The following is a 20,243-nucleotide window of genomic DNA, read 5'->3' on the forward strand; positions in this document are numbered from 1 at the left end:
ATGGCTGGCGCATTCGACTTCGCACCCGTCATCGTCCTCCTCCCGTTCCTCTCGTTCGTCGTCTCGCTGGCGGCCGGGAAGTACCTGCCCAAGGGCGGCGCGTTCGGCGGCATCGCTGCCACCGCGGGGTCGCTCGCCGTCTCGGCGTGGGTGTTCCTGACCGTCAGCCAAGGCAACGTCTACAACGAGACGCTCTACACGTGGGTCGCGGGCGGGGAGACGAGTCTCTCCTTCGGCCTCCTGCTCGACCCGCTGGCGGCGATGATGCTGCTCATCGTCTGTCTGGTCTCGATGCTGGTTCACGTCTTTAGCCTCGGGTACATGAACGACGAGGGCGAGACGGGCCTGCCGCGCTACTACGCCGGGCTTGGCCTCTTCACCGCCTCCATGCTCGGGTTCGTCGTCGCCGACAACCTGCTCATGGCGTTCATGTTCTTCGAGCTGGTCGGGCTCTGTTCGTATCTCCTCATCGGCTTCTGGTTCCGACAGGACGGCCCGCCGAGCGCCGCGAAGAAGGCGTTCCTCGTCACCCGCTTCGGTGACTACTTCTTCCTCGTCGGCGTCGTCGCCGTCTTCGCCACCTTCGGCACCGCGAAGTTCGCGGGCGAAGGGGCGTTCCCGGTGCTCGCCGAGGAGGCACTCCACGGCAGCGCCGAGGCGGTCCGGACGTTCGGCTTCGCCCCCGAGACGTGGTTCACTATCGTCGGCCTCCTGATTCTCGGCGGCGTCGTCGGCAAGTCCGCGCAGTTCCCACTGCACACGTGGCTGCCCGACGCGATGGAGGGTCCGACGCCCGTCTCCGCACTCATCCACGCCGCGACGATGGTCGCCGCTGGTGTCTATCTCGTCGCGCGGATGTACGGTTTCTACGCGCTGTCGCCCACCGCACTCGGCATCATCGCCTTGGTCGGTGGCTTCACCGCGCTCTTCGCCGCGACGATGGGCGTCGTCAAGAAAGAAATCAAGCAGGTGCTCGCCTACTCCACCATCTCGCAGTACGGCTACATGATGCTGGGACTCGGCGCCGGCGGCTACGTCGCCGCGAGCTTCCACCTGCTGACCCACGCCTTCTTCAAGGCGCTGCTTTTCCTCGGTGCTGGCTCGGTCATCATCGCCATGCACCACGACGAGAACATGTGGAACATGGGTGGCCTGAAAGACCGGATGCCCGTCACCTACTACACGTTCCTCTCGGGGTCGCTCGCGCTCGCGGGCATCGTCCCCTTCGCGGGCTTCTGGTCGAAAGACGAGGTGCTCTACGAGGCGCTCGTTCACGGCCTCGGTGGCTCGCCGCTCCTGCTTGCGGGCTACGCGATGGGGCTGGTGGCCGTCTTCTTCACCGGCTTCTACACCTTCCGGATGGTGTTCCTCACCTTCCACGGGGAACCGCGAAGCGAGACTGCCCGCGACCCGCACGGCGTGCGCTGGAACGTGAAGGGGCCGCTGGTCGTCCTCGGGATTCTCGCCGCGACGATTGGCTTCGTCAACATGGTGCCGGTCCAGGACCTGACGGGGATTCACCTCGAATACCTGCACGACTGGCTGGCCCACGGTGAGATTTCGGCGCTCACCGCCGAACACTACAGCGAACTGCTCCACGACTACGCCCACTACACGTCTGCCGATGTGGCGTCCTACGTCGCGGGCGCGGTATCGCTCGCTCTCGCCCTCGCGGGCGCGGGCGCCGCACACGTCCTCTACAACGTCCCGGACCCCGACGAGCATACCGAAAAGCTCGGCGCGGTCAAGACGCTGTGGTACAACAACTACTACCAGGACGAGTACCAGGTCTGGATCGCCCAGTCGCTCGTCCTGCCAATCGCTCGCGTGGCGGACACGTTCGACCAAGGCGTCGTCGACGGCGTCGTCAACGGCGTCTCCAGCGTGAGCCTGTTCGCCGGCAGTCGCATCCGACGCATCCAGACTGGTGTCGTGACTAACTACGCCGTCCTCCTCTCCCTCGGGCTGACGGCGTTGCTCGTCGTCTTCGGACTCGTTGGGGGGTGGTTCGCATGATTATTGAAGCGCTGATAGCCGTCACGTTCGCCGCCTCGATGGCCGTGTTGCTGGCGCCCGACCGGGTCGCCGGCCGGCTCGCGGCGGCGCTGAGTCTGCTCCCCGTCGTGGGGAGCCTCTACATGTGGAGTCGCTTCGACGCGTCGGGCAACGCCCTCACGGGCGGCTCGATAGCGTTCGAGACGATGGTGCCGTGGCTGGAACTGGGCGGCTACACGCTCAACTGGCACGTTGGCGTCGACGGCATCGCCCTGCCGCTGGTCGTGTTGACGACGGTGCTCACGACGCTGGCAATCGTCAGCGCGTGGACGCCCATCGACGACCGCCAGTCGCAGTTCTACGGCCTCATGCTGTTCATGGAGGCGAACCTGCTGGGCGTGTTCACCGCGCTCGACTTCTTCGTCTGGTTCGTCTTCTGGGAGGCCGTCCTCCTGCCGATGTACTTCCTCATCGGCGTCTGGGGCGGCCCGCGTCGGAAGTACGCCGCCATCAAGTTCTTCGTCTACACCAACATCGCGTCGCTCGCGATGTTCATCGGCTTCATCGCGCTGGTGTTCGGGCTCGGCGATTCGGTGTCGACGCTCGACATGCCGGCCATCGCACAGGCGCTCCGGGCGGGTGAACTCGGCGGCCTCCACGGCATCTCCGCCGGGACGCTTCGCTCGGTCGCCTTTATCGCGATGTTCCTCGGCTTCGCGGTGAAGGTGCCCATCGTCCCCTTCCACACGTGGCTGCCGGACGCCCACGTGGAGGCGCCGTCGCCGGTGTCGGTGATGCTGGCGGGCGTCCTCCTGAAGATGGGGACGTACGCCCTGCTCCGGTTCAACTTCACGATGCTGCCCCAGACGGCCGTGCAGTTCGCGGTGCCGATTGCGCTGATTGCCGTGATCAGCGTCATCTACGGCGCGATGCTCGCACTGGCCCAACAGGACCTCAAGCGCATCGTCGCGTACTCCTCCGTCTCCTCGATGGGCTACGTCATCCTCGGACTGATAGCGTACACCGTCTACGGCGTCGGTGGCGCCACTTTCCAGATGATCGCCCACGGCCTCATCTCGGGGCTGATGTTCATGTCGGTCGGCGTCATCTACAACACGACCCACACGCGCATGGTGGGCGACATGTCCGGGATGGCCGACCGGATGCCCGTCACGGTGGGCATCCTCATCGCCGGCGCGTTCGGCTACATGGGCCTGCCCCTGATGGCCGGCTTCGCTGGCGAGTTCTTCATCTTCAAGGGCGCCTTCGAGTCGACGGTCACCGGCGCGATGCCGCTGTTCACGGCGGCCGCGATGTTCGGTATCGTCGTCGTCGCGGGCTACCTGCTCTTCGCGATGCAGCGGACGCTCTTCGGGGCGTTCCGCCTCGAAACCGACTACGAGGTGGGTCCGGCGGCACTCCACCAGACGGTGCCGCTGGCCATCCTCCTCGTGACTATCATCGCCCTCGGCGTCGCGCCCGACATCTTCTTCGGGATGATTCGTGACGCCGTTGCGCCGCTCCTCGAATTCGGAGGTGAGCTCTAGTGACACCACTACAGATCCAACTGCCGACCTGGACCGCCGTCGCACCGACGCTCCTGCTCGGGCTGACGGCGCTCGTCCTGTTGCTCGTCGACAGCATCGACCCTGACTCGACCCGCCCGGGACTGCTCGCGGGTATCTCGGCGCTGGGAAGCGTCGCGACGCTTGCCGTCGCTGGGTGGTTCCTGCTTGCGGGCACCGGTCAGGATGGCGGCGCCATCGAACTCTACGGTGGCTCGCTCATCGTCGACGGGCTGAGCCTCTTCTTCACCGTCGTCTTCGCCAGCGTCGCCGCGCTGGTGTCGATAGCGAGTTACGACTACCTGCGCGACCGGACGTACCAGGCGGAGTTCTACGCGCTGGTGATGCTCGCGGCGACCGGGATGAGCCTCATGGCATCGTCGGGGTCGCTCGCGACGGTGTTCGTCAGCCTCGAACTCGCCTCGCTCCCCTCGTACGCGCTCGTGGCCTTCCTCAAGAAGAACCGCGGGAGCGTCGAGGCGGGGCTGAAATACTTCCTCGTCGGCGCCGTCTCCTCGGCGGTGTTCGCGTTCGGTATCTCGCTCGTCTACGCCGTCACGGGCTCGCTCCTCCTCTCGGAAGTGGCGAGTTCCATCGGCTCGGCGGGTGACCTCGTCGGCGTCGCGGGCGTGGGCGTGCTGATGATTGCGGGCGGCTTCGCGTACAAGACTGCCTCCGTGCCCTTCCACTTCTGGGCGCCGGAGGCCTACGAGGGCGCACCCGCTCCCATCAGCGCCTTCCTCTCCTCGGCGTCGAAGGCGGCCGGCTTCGCCGTCGCCTTCCGCGTGTTCGCGGTGGCCTTCCCCATCGAATCGGTCGTGCCGATGGGCATCGACTGGCCGCTGCTCTTTGCCGTCCTCGCCGTCGTCACGATGACGCTCGGCAACTTCGCGGCGGCGACCCAGGAGAACGTCAAGCGGATGCTGGCGTACTCCTCCGTGGGACACGCCGGCTACGCGCTCATCGGCCTCGCGGCCCTGTCGAGCGGCGGGCCGAACGGTGACGTGATGGGCGCGAGCATGGCCCACCTGTTCGTCTACGGCTTCATGAACACCGGCGCCTTCCTGTTCATCGCGATGGTCGAGCGCTGGGAGGTCGGTCGGACGTTCGAGGACTACCAGGGCCTCGCGACGCAGGCGCCGATGGCCTGCGTGGCGATGACCGTGTTCATGTTCTCGCTCGCCGGCCTGCCGCCGTTCGGTGGCTTCCTCTCGAAGTACGCCCTGTTCTACTCGGCGATTCAGGGTGGCTTCTGGTGGCTCGCCGCCGTCGGCGCCATCAACAGCGCGCTGTCGCTGTTCTACTACTCCCGCGTCGTGAAGGCGATGTGGATAGAGGACCCGGCAGACTCGCTCGACCTGGGCACGACGCCGCTGGGCATCTACGTGGCTGTCCTCGCGGCCGCCGTCGGCACGCTCCTGCTCCTGCCGGCGTTCGGTCCGGTCGTCGAGACAGCACAGAGCGCCGCGACGGCGCTGTTCGCGTAGGCGACTCCCCTTTTCTCACTCCGTGACGGTAGGGTTTTGAGTGCCGGGCGTAAGAGACGGGTATGGTGAGGCGGCTCGTGCTCGGCTGTGGCCGCGCGGGCGAAACCGTCGCCGGCGTCGTCTCGACGTGGGGGGGAGACCTCCACGCCGTCATCCCGAGTGAGAGTCGAATCGAGAGCATCGAGGGCGTCGCGGACGTAACACGCGGCGACCCCGCAGACCCCGACACGTACCCCGACGACGTCGACGTAGTGTTGGTCCTCGGCGACGACGCGGCCGAGAACCTCGCGGCGGCACGGCAGGCCCGCGAGACGTTCCCGGACGCCCTGATAGTCGCCTGCAGCGGCGGGCCAGCGTCCGAATCGCCGAGCGCCCTCGGCGACGTGGCCGACCGCGTCGTCGACACGGAGCGACTCCTGACCGAGCACCTCCTCGACCTGTCGACCGGCGAGAGTGCCAGTCGCGTCTACCGACTGCTGCACGTCCTCCGCGACATCGACGGCCGGCTCGCGGTCGTCATGCACGACAACCCCGACCCGGACGCCATCGCCTCGGCGCTCGCGCTCGCGCACATCGCACAGACGGTCGGTGTCGAGGCCGACGCGTGTTACTTCGGCGATATCTCCCATCAGGAGAACCGTGCGCTGGTGAACCTGCTGGAACTCGACCTTCGGAACATCGAGGACCCGGAAGCCATCGACGAGTACGCGGGCATCGCCCTCGTCGACCACTCGCGGCCCGGCGTCAACGACGGCCTCGACCCGGACACCGAAGTGGACGTGGTCATCGACCACCATCCGCCGCGGGCCCCGGTCGAGGCCCGCTACGTCGACCTGCGGAGCGACGTGGGAGCGACGAGCACGCTCCTCGCCTCGCATCTGGAGCGGCTGGGCCTCACGCCGGACCGAACGGTGGCGACGGCGCTCCTCTACGGTATCCGGGTCGACACACGGGACTTCACCCGAGAAGTCTCCGAATCCGACTTCGAGGCGGCGGCGTTCGTCCTCCCCCACGTCGACGAGTCGGTGCTCGACCGTGTCGAGGAGCCCAGCATGGGGCCGGAGGTGTTCGAGACGCTGGCGGCGGCGATTCGCAACCGAGAGGTCCGGGGCGACGTCCTCACGAGCGGAGTCGGGCGGATCACCGACCGGGACGCACTCGCACAGGCTGCCGACCGACTGCTCGACATGGAGGGGGTCAGCATCACCGTCGTCCACGGGTTCATGGACGAGACCATCTACGTCTCCGGGCGAGCCCGGGGGACAGATATCGACCTCGGAGAGGCGTTGCGCGACGCCCTCGGAACGATTGGAAGCGCCGGCGGCCACGCCGACATGGCGGGCGCACAGATACCGCTGGGCATCCTCGGCGCCGTCGAAGAGGCGTCGACGGAGTCGCTGGCGAACGTCGTCGACGACGTGATTGCAGGTCGACTGTTCGAGGTGCTGGAGGATCCGCCGAGTTCCCCGAACAAGGGCACCGACGCCGACACGATTGCGTTCGAGTTCCCGTTGGCCGAGCCCGAATCGGAGTAGCGACAGTCGAACACCCTTTTGAGTGCTGGCGTCGTAGGACTCGACAATGGCCGCGAACGCGATAGTCGAAGACTACATGACGCGCGACGTGGCGACGGTGTCCCCGGACGACACCGTCGCCGAGGTGGCGCGTCGAATCGTCGAGAGCGATGGTCACACCGGGTTCCCGGTGACCGACGGCCGGCAGGTCAAGGGCTTCATCAGCGCGCGTGACTTGCTGAAGGCCGACGACGGCGCGCGTATCTTCACCGTGATGTCCGACGACCCGGTCGTTGCGCATCCGGACATGAAGATCAACGACGCCGCGCGGGTCATCCTCCGGTCGGGCATCCAGAAGCTCCCAGTCGTCGACGACGCGGGCAAGCTCGTCGGCATAATCTCGAACACGGACGTCATCCGCAGTCAAATCGAGCGTGCAACCCCCGAGAAGGTCCACAAGCTGATGCACACGCTCGAAGACATCCACGACATCGAGGTCGAAGAGGAGCGCCGACAGGTCGACCTCTCGAAACTGACGCCCACCCAGTCGCGGGTGTACGCCGACGAGTTACAGGGCCGGAGTTACGAACTCGAACACGGCTTGGCCGAACCGCTCGTCGTCATCGACAACGGCGGCCAACTCCTCCTCGCGGACGGCCACCACCGCGTCATGGCCGCGAGCCGCCTCGATATCGACGAGATGGACGCCTACATCATCGTCATCGACGAGGCGAACGACCTCGAACTCGGGATGCAACGCACTGCCGAGAAGGAGGGACTCGACTCCATCGCGGATATCGACGTGGTCGACTACGCGCGCCACCCACTCATCGAGACGACCGAACGACTCCAAGAGCCGGACCGCTAGCTCGGCGTCTCCTGCGACTCGTCGTCGGTCGCGGTGCCGTCTATCGACTGGCTCTCGTCCGAAGCGTCGTTCTCGCTGTCACCGTCCTCACCGCCGCTGTCGTCGTCTCCGTTTTCGCCGTCGCCGCCATCATCGTCGCCGTCCTCACCGTCGTCGTCGACGCCCACCAAGTCGAGGTCGGAGTCAAGCAGCCCCAGCACCGACAGCGAGTAGTAGCGGACGAAGGCGAGTGCGGGCGCCTGCGCGAGGAGGCTGATGACGAAGAGCGCGGCGACGAAAAGGGCGATGAACACGGCGACGATGACCCAGCCAGCGGCGTGGACGCCCGCCGCGGAGGCGGCGAAAAACAGGATGCCGCCGACGATGGCGAAGGGGATGGCGAGCACGATGGCCGCGACGAGGACGGCGATAGAGACGGCGAGGCTCACGGCGATGCCGAGGACGAACTTCGCGACGACGTAGAGGCCGACCTGCTTCCACTCGGCGCGAAGCGTCGGCCAGATGCGCCGCCAGCCGTCGAGGACGCCCCGATTTTCGGTGAGCATCGTCGGGACGACGAAGTCGGTCGTCAGGCCCAGCGCGACGCTACTGACGAGGCCGACGATGGCGAACAGCGCCATGAGCGGCAAGACGAGGGCGAACAGCGCCGCCGAGATGCTGAATCCGAGACCGAACACCGCTATCAAAGGGATGGCTATCAAGAGCAGGCTCACGAGTCCGACGAGGATGCGGAATCCGAACAGACGGAGGCCCGGGCGGAAGTGCTCGCGAAAGGACGCGCGTATGGACAGGTCGCGGTCACGCAGGCCGGCGACGAGGACGAACTCCATTACAGCACCCACGAGGTTCCAGAGGAGAATCAGCCCGACGGCGAGGACGACGAGGGCAACGACGATGGCGAGCACCGACGACTCGGGGAGCGACGGCGCGACGTTCGGCGGTGCGCCACCCCCGCCTCCGCCACCACCGCCGCCGGAGGGGAGATTGAAGTTACCGCTGCCGGTCGGGAGGCCGCCGCCGATGCCGACGAACAGGGCAATCAGGGCGAGACGGAGCCACCGCCCCCGGTCGATGGGGCGAAGGAAGTCTTCTGTCGCATCGCGGGCCGTACTGAGGGCCGCGAACGCATACCAGGAGGGCATACGCGCCACGTCACACCCATATGACAAAAATAGCGGTGGTCGAACAACACGTCCAGAGACACGCGACGGGACTTTATCCGCGGGCGCGCACGGAGCGGACATGACACCGTTCGAACGGCGGACGCGCCGCGCGCAGGAACGCCTCCGTGCGGCGGACGCCGACGCCTTGGTCTGTGCGCCCGGGCGAGACTGCCAGTATCTCGCGGACGTCGAGAGCGAACAGAGCGACCGCTTGCAACTGCTCGTCGTGCCCGCGGAGGACGACCCGACGTTCGTGGTGCCGGCGCTCGACGCCGGCCCGATTCGGGCGGCGACGTGGGTCGACGACGTGCGAACGTGGGACGATGACGACGGCCCGGGGACGGCACTCGACCCCCTGCTATCGTCGCTCGACCCGTCGCGACTCCTCGTCTCCGAACGGATGTGGGCGCGGTTCGTCCTTGACCTACAGGAGCGATGCCCGGAGGCGAGCCTCGGCCTCGCGGGCGACGTACTCGACCCGCTTCGGATGCGAAAAGACGAGACGGAGCGGGAGGCACTCCGGGCCGCCGCCGAAGTGGCGGACGCGGCGATGCGGGACGTGCGCGCCCTCGGCGACGAGGCCGTGGGGCAGACGGAAGCCGACCTCGCGGCGTTCGTCGCCGAGCGACTGGACGCCCACGGCGGCGAGGAGACGGCCTTCGACACCATCGTCGCGTCGGGGCCGAACGGCGCCGACCCGCACCACGCGAGCGGGGACCGGGAGATTCGCGCCGGCGACTCGGTCGTGTTCGACTTCGGGACGCGCGTCGACGGCTACGTGAGCGACCAGACGCGGACCGTCGTCTTCGACGGCGACCCCGACCCCGAGTTCGAGACGGTCCACGACGTGGTGCGAGAGGCACAGGCGGCGGGCGTGGCGGCCGTCGAACCCGGCGTGACGACGGACGCCGTCGACCGGGCGGCGCGCGAGGTGATAGACGCGGCGGGCTACGGCGAGGCGTTCGTCCACCGGACGGGCCACGGCGTCGGCCTCGACGTCCACGAGGCGCCGTCGGTCGTCGCGGGCGACGGCACGACGCTCGAACCGGGGATGGCCTTCAGCGTCGAACCGGGCGTCTACCTGCCCGACCGCTTCGGCGTCCGCATCGAGGACGTGGTGCTGGTCACCGAGGACGGCGCAGAGCGTCTCAACCGGACGGACCGCGGCTGGCGGTGTTGAGCGAAGCGTCGAGGTTTAGGCCGACCAAATATATCGGGAATATGATAATACTTAACCGCGTTCGCGGCGTCGAATCGGCCGATGGCGTTGCTCGAGAACGTCGCGTTCGTCTTCGTCGCGGGGTTGATAACGGCGCTCGCGACGGGGTTGGGGGCGATTCCGTTCTTCCTCGTCGACGACGTGGGTGACCGCTGGAACGTGGTGCTGTGGGGCTTTGCCTCCGGCATCATGGTGTCGGCGTCGGTGTTCGGCCTCGTCTTCGAGGGACTGGCGGCCGCCGAGTCACCGCTCGAAATCGTGCCGGGCCTCGTCGCGGGCGTCGTCCTCGTCGTCGTCGCCCACGAAATCATCGAGGGCTACGAGGTGAATCCGAGACAGTACGCAGAGGCCGACTTCCGCAAACTCCTTCTCATCCTCGGAGTGTTGACCGTCCACAGCTTTCCCGAGGGTGTCGCCGTCGGCGTCGCCTTCGCCGACTTGGGCCTCCAGACGGTCGACTCTGCGATTCCGATTTTCGGACTGACCGTCCCCCTCCTCGCCGTGTTCATGACCGTCGCCATCTCGATTCACAACGTGCCCGAGGGCGTCGCCATCTCGATTCCGCTCCGCACGCTCGGCGTCTCGGAGTGGAAGATGGTCTGGTGGGCGGTGTTCTCAAGTCTCCCGCAGCCCATCGGCGCAGTCGTCGCGTTCCTGTTCGTCCGCCTCGCCCGCGAGTTCCTGCCGGCCGGCTTTGGCTTCGCCGCCGGGGCGATGATCTATCTCGTCGTCTCGGAGTTCATCCCCGAGGCACTCAGCATCGGGTCGGGACTGCCCGGGGGCGGAAAACGCGAACTCGTCGGCGGCATCGCCGCCGGCGTCGCGGCGATGGTACCGCTCCTATTCGTTTAGTGGTCGTGGCCCGTCGCCTCGCCGAAGGTCATGCCGAAGCGCTCCTCGAACAGCTCCTCGGCCTTCTCGTTGATCGCCTGCAGGTCGCCGGGCACCTCGCCCTCGGCGTGGTGGACGATGGCGTGCGAGCGCTGGACGAAAGAGAGCAGCGCGATTTCGGTGACGACTGTCGTCGGCTCCTCGCCCTGTTCGGCGAGTGTGTCGACGAGGCCCTCCGGCAGTTCGAGTTCGTCGGTGTCGCCGTCCGGTCCTTCGATGGTGTACATCTCCGTGTCGACCATGCCCCTCACTCGGGCCGCCCGGTATAAGGACGTGTGGGATGCGGACCGTGACCGGTTGGCTCGGACGGAGTATTGTAACTGTTTCCGGTGGGTCGCCGAGACGGGGCGGCGAAGCACCAATGAGGATTTACAATGGCCGTCTCAGTCGTCGCTCTCGGCGGCCGCGGGCGCCTCGGCGTCTGCCGCGGCGCGTTCACGCTCCAAGTCTTCGAGGTAGCTGTCTGCGTCGAGCGCCGCCTTACAGCCCATGCCGCCCGCGGTGATGGCCTGCTGGTAGTGGAAGTCGACCACGTCGCCCGCGCCGAACAGGCCGGGGACGCCCGTCGCCGTCTGGCCGCCGGCGTCGCCGCCCACTGTTTCGAGGTAGCCCTCGTCGTCCATCTCGACGTCGAGGCCCTCGAGGTAGTCCGTGTTCGGCGTGTGGCCGATGGCGTAGAACACCGCGCCGGCGTCGAAGTCGAACTCCTCCGTCTCGGGGTCGTCGAGCTTGTCCGTCGGGTGGCCCTCGGGGTGGTGGACCATCGTCGCGTGGTCGACGCCCTCCTCCTGCGTGCCGTGGAGCTCCGTCACTTCCGTGTTCAGCTTGAGTTCGATGTCGCCGTCGTCGACGTGTTCCATCATGCGGTCGATCCAGTAGTCCTCCGCGCGGAACTCGTCGCGTCGGTGGACGAGATAGACGGTCGAGGCGAACTTCGTGAGGAAGACGGCCTCCTCGCAGGCGGCGTCGCCGCCCCCGACGACGACGATTTTCTCGTCGCGGAAGAAGGCGCCGTCACAGGTGGCACACGTCGACAGGCCGTAGCCCATGAGTTCGTCCTCGCCCGGGATGCCGAGGGTGCGTGCGCTGGCACCCGACGCGGCGATGAACGCGTCCGACGTGTACGTCTCGCCGTTGGTGAGCGTGACGTGGAAGGTCCGCCCCGGGCCGTCGCCGTCCTCGACGTCGACGGAGTCGATGACGCCGTTCTCGACCTCGGCGCCGAACTTCCGGGCCTGGTCTTTCATGTTGGTGACCAGCTCGGGGCCGCTGATGCCCTCCGGGAATCCCGGGAAGTTGTCGACGTCGGTCGTCAGCGTCAACTGACCGCCGGGTTCGTCGCCCTCGAACACCAGGGGGTCGTTGTTCGACCGCGCGGCGTAGATGGCGGCCGTAAGTCCCGATATTCCGCTCCCAGCGATGATGAGGCGCCTGTGTTCGGCGCTGTCGCTCTTGCTCATACAGACGATAGGGGTGACACCCCCATTTACCTTGCGTTGTCGGTCGTAATTCCGGCGCTTCAGTACTGTGGTGTACGCGTCGACCGTCGTCGCGAGCGCTCGCTCAATCGTCCGTCGCCGAAACCTCACCGTCAGCACGGGACGCGTCGCTCGCGCGCGGGAAGTTGCCTATCGTGTCCGCTCGGAACGCCTCCTCGTCGAACTCGTAGTCACCGTCGAGGAACTCGAGGAGCGTCCGCGTGTCCCGCATCGCGTTCTTGAGGCACGTCGAGGCACCCGGCGAGGGCGTGATGTTGAAGATGATGTCGTCGCCGACGATTTTCGCCTCGCCCATGTCGAGAGACTTCTCGTTGGTGTCGACGATCTGCGGTCGAACACCACCGTACCCCGACGCTCGCTCGATGTCGTCGAGGTCGACGCTCGGGACGACCTTCTGGACGTGCGGGAGGAACTGCCGTCGCCCGACCTCCGGGAGGTCGTACAGCAAGTTCCGGAGGACGTAGGGCAGCAACACCCGGTCGGAGAGAATGTTGGCGTAGCTGTGGAACGCCGCCACGTTCAGCCCGAAGACGTCGAGGAAGTCCTTCGTCGTCGAGAGCCGCCCGCGTTCGAGCGTCGGCACGAGCTTCGCCGTCGGGCCGAACCGCGTGATGCTGGCGTCGTGTACGTCCGCATCGCCGTGGACCGCGGCGAACGGCAGTTTCTTCATCTGGAGCGTGTACACCTTGCCGTTCAGGAGGTCGTCTGCGAGGAAGAAACTCCCCGCGACGGGGAGCAACACCTTCTCCTCTCCGTAGCCGAGCTCTTTCGCCATCTGGAGGCTGTGACACCCGGCGGCGACGACAGTCGCGTCACAGTCGAACCGGCCGTCGGTCGTCTCCAGCGTGAAGCCGTCGACGGTCGGCGTGATGTCGGTGACTGCCGTCCCGGTGTAGACGTCCACGTCCGGTTCTTCGGCCGCCTCCGAGACAAAGGACCTCGTCGTCTCGCCGTAGTCGACGACGTAGCCGTCCGGCGTCTGGAGCGCGAGCAGTTCCGTATCCGGGTCTCGCCCGTCGACGACCTTCGGCTCGATATCGGCGATTTCGTCCCGCTCGATGGGTCGAAGCTTCGGAAAGAGGTCGCCGAACCCCTCCTCGTCGTACCGCTTTTCGAGCTCGGCGACTTCCTCCTCGCCGACGCCCAGAACCATCTTGCTTCGCTTGGCGTGCATCTCGCGGTCGGAGTCGTGGCCCTCCAGATACCCCGCGAGCAACTCTGCCCCCTCTTTCACGTCGCGAGCCTTCTCGAGGGTGTAGTTGGTCTCGATGTCGCCGAAGTGAAGCGTCTGAGAGTTGTTCGTGTGATGCGAGTTTATCGACGCGAGTTCCGATTCCTTCTCGATGAGCGCTATCGAGTCGATATCGGTGAACTTCGCGGTCGTGTACAGGAGCGATGCACCGCTAATCCCGCCACCGACGATGACTAGATCGTATGTTCCTGGCATGGCTATTCCAGAATCCCTTCTACAGTACACTCTTGGACGGCTAGCTTATTATTTTCCCGACCTGACTATCGACAATTAACGTAGGCGATATCGACAGTACGCTTCGTCGGTTCGACCGTCCGGAGAAATCGACTACGCGAGTATCGACGGCGGGGAGTCGGCTCCCACATCTTCTTGCCGTCGGCGACCCCACCACGGCGTATGCCCGCCGACCTCATCGAGAAGACGGACCGCTACGAGCGAATGCTCGCCGACGCCCTCGACGAGGCGGAGGTCCGGCCGCCCGACGACACCCCTCTCGGCGTCGCCGCCGCGGAGTGTCGAGAGATGGCGGTGTCGTATCTCGACGACGGCCGTCACTTCCGCGACGCCGACGACCCGGTGAACGCCCTCGCCTCCTTCTCGTACGGGTACGGCTGGCTCGACGCCGGCGTTCGGATGGGGCTCTTTGCCGTGCCCGAGGAGACAGAACTGTTCACGACGTAGTCATTCGCCACGACGACGAACTTCGGCAACGTCCCGCCTGATACAAAAGTCGTCGAGCGGTGTCAGTACCGGTAGGTCGGCCCGTCGTCGCTGTCCTCGACTTCGATACCCAGCGCTTCCAAGTCGTCGCGCAGCTCGTCGGCCCGTTCGTAGTTGCCCGCGTCTCGTTCGGCCTCGCGCACATCGAGGACGAGTTCGACCAAGTCGTCCGCGAGATGGGCCTCGCCCGCATCGTCGTCGCCGAACTGGAGGCCGAAGACGCCCTCGCCGAACGCCTCGAACGTCTCGATGGCGCGTCGGAGGCCCACGTAGTCGTAGGTGTCGCCCTCGTCGACGTGGCGGTTGACCGCCGTCGCGAGTTCGAGCAACGCCGCCGTCGCCTCCCGAACCCCGAAGTCGTCGTTCATCGCAGCGGTGAACTCCTCGCGCGTTCGCTCGACGGCCGACCGCAGGTCGTCGGCCTCCATCTTCGTTCGAGCGTCGACGCCGTCGCAGGCCTCGACCGCCGCCTCGTAGGCGCGTTCGAGGCGCTCCCACCGTTCTTCGGCTTCGGTCATCGCCGCCGCGCTGTAGGTCTGTGACGACCCGTAGTTGGTCGAGAGGTAGAACGTCCGGATGACGTTCGGCCCGAACTCTGCGAGGGCGTCGGCGACGTAGAAGTAGTTGCCGAGGCTGGAACTCATCTTCTCGCCTGCGGTCTCGAGCAGGCCCGTGTGGATCCAGTAGCGGGCGAACTGCTCGCCCGTCGCCGCCTCGCTCTGGGCGATTTCGTTCTCGTGGTGCGGGAAGACCAAGTCGTGGCCGCCGACGTGGATGTCGATGGTGTCGTCAAGGTGGGTCGTGCTCATCGCCGAGCACTCGATGTGCCACCCGGGACGCCCCTCGCCCCACGGCGACTCCCACGTCTCGCCGCTGGGCGGAGAGTCGCCGAGCGGTCGGTCGTCCTTGCGGTGTTCGGCCACGTCGGATGGCGCGACGCCGCCAGCCTTCCAGAGTGCGAAGTCCGCGGGGTTGCGCTTCTCCGAGCGCTCGTTCGGGTCGCCTTGGGCCTCCATCTCGTCGAGTTGTTGGTTGGAGAGCTTGCCGTACTCCTCGAACTCGGTCACGTCGAAGTAGACGGAGCCGCCGGCCTCGTAGGCGTAGCCGCGGTCGATGAGCGTCTGCACGAGGTCGATAATCTCCGGAACGTGCTCGGAGACGCGGGGGTAGACCGTCGCGCGCTTCAGGTTCAGGCCGCGCATGTCCGAGAGGACGGAGCCGACGAACCCTTCCGCCACGTCGAGTTCGGACTCGCCAAGGTCGTCTTCGCCCACGCGGGCGACGATTTTCTCGTTCACGTCGGTGAAGTTCTCGACGTGGCGCACGTCGTACCCGCAGTGGTCGAGCCAACGGTGCATCACGTCGGCGTGGGTCCACACGCGGGCGTGACCGAGGTGTGCGTCGTCCGAGACCGTCAACCCACAGACGTACAGCAGGACTTCCTCGTCCCCTGGTTCGAACTCCTCGCGGTCGCCCGTCAGCGTGTTGGTCACGGACAGCGTCATGCGAGAGGCGTTCCGCGCCGAGGCATTAATATCTGAAGAAACGCGGTCACGCCGAGTCGGGCACGGCGTCAAGCGCCGCCTCGACGACGCGGAGCGCCTGCCCGCCCGTCCGCCCGCCCACCACGACGAGCAGATGGTCGCCCGCGACGCCCGCGGCCGTGACGTCGATGTCCGAGGCGTCGAGACGGGCCAAGACGGTCGCCAGCGCCCGCCCGTCCACGTCGCCGACGGCGAGCAACGCCGTCTGTGACCCGCTGTCGGCGTACACCTCGGACTCGCCGACGGCGAGGAGGGCGTCGCCGTCGCCGTCGAAACCGACGCCGCGTTCGACGGTGACGCGAGCGTCGCGGTCGGTCGTCGTGCGCGCCGGCAGGTCGTCGGCGAAGCGGCGGAGCGCGGCGGCGACGGCGTCGTCGGACGGGTCGCCGTTCGGGGCTTCGATATCGAGCGTCGTGGCGGCGGCCCGGAAGTTGACGACGCCCGCTCGAAGCGCGTCGAGCAGGAAGGGTCGCTCGCGGACGGCCTCGCGCGTCGCTTCGGCGATGGACATATCCGCCGACTGCGACCGGTCGGCGGATAAACGCGCCGACTCTCGACCTGTCGGGGTGATTACAGAAGTGTGATTCAGCGTACAGTTATGAGAGTCGAACCACTGTCCCGAAACGCGGCGGGCGACAATCCCCCCCGTCGACCCCCGCCGACGCTTCTCGGCCCGCCCACGGTCGGAATCAAAGTCTGTTTATCCGGGTCGGCGCCTACATGACCTACGAATGACTGACGTCAGCGTTATCGGATGCGGCCACATGGGGAGCGCCCTCGTCAAGGGCCTCTCGCGGGTCGACACCCACCGGGTGACGGCGTGTGACCGGAACCACGACACTCTGGAGGCACTCGACCCGTACTGTGCGCAGACGACGACGGACGTCGCGGAGGCGGCGACTGCCGACGTGGTAATCGTCGCCGTCAAGCCCAACTCCATCGAGTCGGTGCTCGACGACCTGGACCTGCCGGCGTCGACGACGCTGGTCTCCGTCGCGGCGGGCGTCCCCCGGTCGTTCCTCCAGCGACACACGGACGCGACGGTGGTTCGCGTCATGCCGAATATGGCGGCGGAGACGGGCAACATGGCCGCCGCCGTCGCGTGGGACGACCCGGACGACGCCGTCGCCGGCCTCCTCGACGACTTGGGCGAGTACGTCGTCGTCGACGAGGACCAGATGGACGTGGCGACGGCGCTCAACGGGAGCGGTCCCGCCTTCGTCTACTACTTCATCCAGTCGATGCAGAACGCCGCCGTCGCGGAGGGCTTGGACCCTGATGCCGCCGAGACGCTCGCGGCCCAGACGTTCAAGGGGGCCGCCGAGACGGTGCTTCGGGCCGACGAGGACGTGGCGGAACTCATCGACGCCGTCTGCTCCGAGGGCGGCACGACCATCGAGGGGATGGAGGTCCTGTGGGACAGCGACGTGGAATCGGTCGTGGGCGAGACGCTGGGCGCCGCGGCAGAGCGCTCGCGGGAACTCGCCGGAGACTTCGACGATGAGTGAAGAGGAGGCGGTGACCCAGGCGGAGATAGAGCGGACCCGCCAACTCGCCGCGGACGCCGAACGCGTCGTCGTGAAGGCCGGCACCAACTCCCTTACCGACGACGAGTCCAACCTCGACGACGAGAAACTCGACAAACTCGTCGACGACATCGAGGACCTCCTCTCGCGCGGGAAGGAGGTCATCCTCGTCTCCTCGGGCGCCATCGGCGCCGGGAAAGGGCGGGTGGGCTACCCCCAAGAGACCGTCGAGGAGTCGCAGGCGCTGTCGACGGTGGGTCAGAGCCACCTGATGCGACGCTACACGGAGAGTTTCGAGCGCTACGGGCGCACCGTCTCCCAGATTCTGCTGACCGACCACGACCTCGGCAACCCCGAACGGTTCACCAACTTCCGCAACACCATCGAGACCCTACTGGACTGGGGCGTCGTCCCCATCATCAACGAGAACGACGCGGTGGCGACCGAGGAGATTCGCATCGGCGACAACGACATGCTGTCGGCGTCGGTCGCTGTCGGCGTCGACGTCGACTTGCTGGTGACGCTCACCGACGTGGACGCCATCTACACCGGCAACCCGAAACGCGACCCGGACGCGGAGCGCATCGAGGCCATCGGGCGCAACTACGGCCACGTGCAGGAACTCATCGCCGGCGCGTCGAGCGAGGGCGTCGGCTTCGGCGGTATCGAGACGAAGGTGCAGGGCGCTCGCGACGCCAGCGAGCACGGCATCCCGGCCATCATCGCCGGGTCGTCGGAGCCGGACGTGCTGGAACGAATCGCTACTGGCAAATCCGTGGGGACGATATTCATTCCCGTGAACGGTGTCATCGATGACTGAACGAGCCACAGAGGAGAAGGTCGCGGAGGCACAGACCGCGGCGCTGGAGTTGGCGAAAGCCGACGACGAGGTGCGAAGCGCCGCCTTACACGACATCGCGGACGCCATCGAGGACGCGGAGGCGCGTATCCTCGAGGCCAACGAGAAAGACGTCGCCGAGGGCGAGGAGATGCTCGAAGCCGGCGAGTACAGTCGCGCACTCGTCGACCGCCTCGAACTCTCGCCGTCGAAACTCGAGAGCATCGCGGAGATGGTCCGGAGCGTCGCCGAACAGGACGACCCCCTCGGGCGGACGCTCTCGGCCCGCCGTCTGGACGAGGACCTCGAACTCTACAAGGTGGGCGTCCCCATCGGCGTCATCGGCACCGTCTTCGAGTCCCGCCCCGACGCGCTGGTCCAAATCGCCGCCCTGAGCCTCAAGTCGGGCAACGCGGTGATTCTCAAGGGCGGCAGCGAGGCCAGCCACTCGAATCGCGTCCTCTACGAAATCATCCGCGACGCGACGGCGGACCTCGACGTGCCCGAGGGCTGGGCGCAACTCATCGAGGCCCGCGAGGACGTCAACACCATGCTCGACATGGACGACGCCATCGACCTCCTGATGCCCCGCGGGAGTTCCGAGTTCGTCAGCTACATCCAGGACAACACCCAGATTCCCGTTCTCGGGCACACGGAGGGTATCTGTCACGTCTTCGTCGACCGCGAAGCCGACCTCTCGATGGCCGAGGACGTCGCCTTCGACGCGAAGGTGCAGTATCCCGCCGTCTGCAACGCCGTGGAGACCTTGCTGGTCCACGAGGCCGTCGCCGAAGACTTCCTCCCCGAGATAGTGGAGCGCTACCGCGAGGCCGACGTCACCCTGCGCGGCGACGGCGCCACCCGCCAAATCGTGGACCTCGACCCCGCGACCGACGACGACTGGGACACGGAGTACGGCGACCTCGAACTCTCGATCAAGGTGGTCGACTCGCTCGCTACCGCTATCGACCACATCAACACCCACGGCTCGAAACACACCGAGTCCATCCTGACCGAAGATTCCGACCGCGCGAGCACGTTCATGCGAAGCATCGACGCGGCGAGCGTCTTCCACAACGCCTCGACGCGCTTCGCCGACGGCTACCGCTACGGCCTCGGCGCCGAAGTCGGCATCAGCACGGGCAAGATTCACGCCCGCGGCCCCGTCGGCCTCGAAGGCCTCACCACCTACAAGTACTACCTGGAGGGCGACGGCCAGCTCGTCGCCACCTACTCCGGCGAGAGCGCGAAGCCCTACCGCCACGAGGAGTTCGCGGGCGAGTGGGTTCCCGGCCACCTCGCCGAGGAGTGAGGCGATTCGGGCGCTGACGCCTCGAATCCTCTCGATAGCGTGGCTAGACCCTCATTTTAACACCGTCCTTGCCAATTGGTAGCTCGGTATGTCCGACCCGGGTCTCACCAGCGTCGTTCGGCGGGCGAGCGTGTTCGAGTCCGAAGCCGAAGCGCAGCGGACTATCGACGCGACGCTTCGTGCGCTCGCGGCGTGTCTCACACAGGACGAGCGCCGCGAGGTGGCGTCGTGGCTCGGCGACCGCTACGCGTCGGCCGTCCGCGAGATGGACAGCACCGACCCGACGCCGCCGAGCATCGACGAGTTCGTCGACCGGGTGCGCTCGGACGCCGAGGTGGACAGCCCGCGCCCGAAGATTCGAGTGGCGCTTGCGGGCCTGCGCACCGTCATCGGGCCCGAGGCGTTCGCCGACCTCCGCGCGCAACTCCCGCCGGCGTACGGGTCGCTGTTCGACCCCGCGTCGGTCGAACCGGGGGCGACGTTCGTCGATATCGTCGCCGACGCCGGCGCGTTCGAACGCGACATCGCGGAGTCCGCCGCTCGCGCGACGCTGACGGTGCTCGGCTATCGACTCGCGGAGGGGGAAGCCACGGACGTGGCGCCCTACCTACGTGGCGACGCCTCGGCGTGGCTCTCCCGACGAGCGACCAACGACGCGGGGACGTTCGGCGCCGACGGGTTTGTCGACCGAGTCGCCGACAGAACCGGCGCGTCCGAGGGGCGCGCCCGCGAGTACGTGTCGGCCGTTGGCGACGCGCTCGCGGAATCCGTGCCCGAACGCGAGCGAGAGCGGGCCGCGGCCCAACTGCCCGATAGTTACGAGCCGCTACTCGATTTGCGGGTGTGAGAC

18 protein-coding genes are annotated in these 20,243 nt (G+C 66.9%); 12 read left to right on the forward strand and 6 right to left on the reverse strand.

Going from position 1 to position 20,243, the window contains the following annotated elements:
• The 5 genes from nuoL to BLU18_RS02580 all read left to right on the forward strand — a co-directional run bounded on the left by nuoL (position 1) and on the right by BLU18_RS02580 (position 7,429).
• Positions 1–2,016: an NADH-quinone oxidoreductase subunit L gene (nuoL, locus tag BLU18_RS02560; protein ID WP_092630996.1), complete on the forward strand. Its 2,016-nt coding sequence runs from the start codon at positions 1–3 to the stop codon at positions 2,014–2,016.
• The gene (locus BLU18_RS02565) at positions 2,013–3,542 is read left to right on the forward strand and encodes a complex I subunit 4 family protein (RefSeq protein ID WP_092630998.1); all 1,530 of its coding nucleotides are present in this window, start codon (positions 2,013–2,015) and stop codon (positions 3,540–3,542) included. Before nuoL ends, BLU18_RS02565 begins: the two co-directional genes overlap by 4 nt.
• Entirely contained in the window at positions 3,542–5,047 is a 1,506-nt protein-coding gene (locus BLU18_RS02570) for an NADH-quinone oxidoreductase subunit N (protein WP_092631001.1), read from the forward strand. The genes BLU18_RS02565 and BLU18_RS02570 overlap by 1 nt, the downstream gene beginning before the upstream one ends.
• A gap of 62 nt (positions 5,048–5,109) precedes the next feature.
• Complete coding sequence (locus BLU18_RS02575) at positions 5,110–6,582, forward strand: DHH family phosphoesterase (RefSeq protein ID WP_092631004.1); 1,473 nt, start codon at positions 5,110–5,112, stop codon at positions 6,580–6,582.
• 46 nt (positions 6,583–6,628) lie between these two features.
• Positions 6,629–7,429: a CBS pair associated ParBc domain-containing protein gene (locus tag BLU18_RS02580; RefSeq protein WP_092631007.1), complete on the forward strand. Its 801-nt coding sequence runs from the start codon at positions 6,629–6,631 to the stop codon at positions 7,427–7,429.
• Here the strand turns inward: BLU18_RS02580 and BLU18_RS02585 are convergent.
• Entirely contained in the window at positions 7,426–8,571 is a 1,146-nt protein-coding gene (locus BLU18_RS02585) for a DUF7544 domain-containing protein (protein ID WP_092631010.1), read from the reverse strand. The genes BLU18_RS02580 and BLU18_RS02585 overlap by 4 nt on opposite strands.
• Before the next feature lie 100 nt (positions 8,572–8,671).
• Between BLU18_RS02585 and BLU18_RS02590 the strand changes: the two genes are divergently transcribed.
• Together BLU18_RS02590 and BLU18_RS02595 are read left to right on the forward strand one after the other, a co-directional pair.
• Entirely contained in the window at positions 8,672–9,772 is a 1,101-nt protein-coding gene (locus BLU18_RS02590; protein ID WP_092631013.1) for a M24 family metallopeptidase, read from the forward strand.
• 81 nt (positions 9,773–9,853) lie between these two features.
• Positions 9,854–10,663, forward strand: coding sequence for a ZIP family metal transporter (locus BLU18_RS02595; protein ID WP_092631016.1), 810 nt, complete (start codon positions 9,854–9,856; stop codon positions 10,661–10,663).
• Here the strand turns inward: BLU18_RS02595 and BLU18_RS02600 are convergent.
• From BLU18_RS02600 to BLU18_RS02610, 3 genes are all read right to left on the reverse strand, one after another.
• The gene (locus BLU18_RS02600) at positions 10,660–10,944 is read right to left on the reverse strand and encodes a DUF7545 family protein (protein WP_092631020.1); all 285 of its coding nucleotides are present in this window, start codon (positions 10,942–10,944) and stop codon (positions 10,660–10,662) included. The two genes, BLU18_RS02595 and BLU18_RS02600, sit on opposite strands and share 4 nt — an antisense overlap.
• 141 nt (positions 10,945–11,085) lie before the next feature.
• Entirely contained in the window at positions 11,086–12,162 is a 1,077-nt protein-coding gene (locus tag BLU18_RS02605) for an NAD(P)/FAD-dependent oxidoreductase (protein WP_092631023.1), read from the reverse strand.
• A 103-nt stretch (positions 12,163–12,265) separates the two neighbouring features.
• Positions 12,266–13,648, reverse strand: a complete 1,383-nt coding sequence (locus tag BLU18_RS02610; RefSeq protein ID WP_092631026.1) for an FAD-dependent oxidoreductase — start codon at positions 13,646–13,648, stop codon at positions 12,266–12,268.
• A 201-nt stretch (positions 13,649–13,849) separates the two neighbouring features.
• Here BLU18_RS02610 and BLU18_RS02615 point away from each other — a divergent pair, with 201 nt between their 5' ends.
• The gene (locus tag BLU18_RS02615; RefSeq protein ID WP_092631029.1) at positions 13,850–14,134 is read left to right on the forward strand and encodes a DUF357 domain-containing protein; all 285 of its coding nucleotides are present in this window, start codon (positions 13,850–13,852) and stop codon (positions 14,132–14,134) included.
• A gap of 62 nt (positions 14,135–14,196) precedes the next feature.
• On the opposite strand, the gene cysS is transcribed toward BLU18_RS02615, so the two are convergent.
• Both cysS and BLU18_RS02625 read right to left on the reverse strand, forming a co-directional pair.
• A complete protein-coding gene (cysS, locus tag BLU18_RS02620; RefSeq protein ID WP_092631032.1) occupies positions 14,197–15,678 on the reverse strand; it encodes a cysteine--tRNA ligase in 1,482 nt (493 codons plus the stop codon).
• 46 nt (positions 15,679–15,724) lie between these two features.
• Positions 15,725–16,228, reverse strand: coding sequence for a DUF7523 family protein (locus BLU18_RS02625; RefSeq protein ID WP_092631035.1), 504 nt, complete (start codon positions 16,226–16,228; stop codon positions 15,725–15,727).
• A gap of 220 nt (positions 16,229–16,448) precedes the next feature.
• Between BLU18_RS02625 and proC the strand changes: the two genes are divergently transcribed.
• From proC to BLU18_RS02645, 4 genes are all read left to right on the forward strand, one after another.
• A complete protein-coding gene (gene proC / locus BLU18_RS02630; RefSeq protein ID WP_092631038.1) occupies positions 16,449–17,225 on the forward strand; it encodes a pyrroline-5-carboxylate reductase in 777 nt (258 codons plus the stop codon).
• The gene (gene proB / locus BLU18_RS02635; protein ID WP_092631041.1) at positions 17,218–18,063 is read left to right on the forward strand and encodes a glutamate 5-kinase; all 846 of its coding nucleotides are present in this window, start codon (positions 17,218–17,220) and stop codon (positions 18,061–18,063) included. The genes proC and proB overlap by 8 nt, the downstream gene beginning before the upstream one ends.
• Complete coding sequence (locus BLU18_RS02640; protein ID WP_092631044.1) at positions 18,056–19,393, forward strand: glutamate-5-semialdehyde dehydrogenase; 1,338 nt, start codon at positions 18,056–18,058, stop codon at positions 19,391–19,393. The genes proB and BLU18_RS02640 overlap by 8 nt, the downstream gene beginning before the upstream one ends.
• An 88-nt stretch (positions 19,394–19,481) precedes the next feature.
• Positions 19,482–20,240: a DUF2267 domain-containing protein gene (locus BLU18_RS02645; RefSeq protein WP_092631048.1), complete on the forward strand. Its 759-nt coding sequence runs from the start codon at positions 19,482–19,484 to the stop codon at positions 20,238–20,240.
• The last annotated feature ends 3 nt before the right edge of the window (positions 20,241–20,243 follow it).

The organism is Haloplanus vescus, assembly GCF_900107665.1.
In the GTDB taxonomy this organism is placed as follows: domain Archaea; phylum Halobacteriota; class Halobacteria; order Halobacteriales; family Haloferacaceae; genus Haloplanus; species Haloplanus vescus.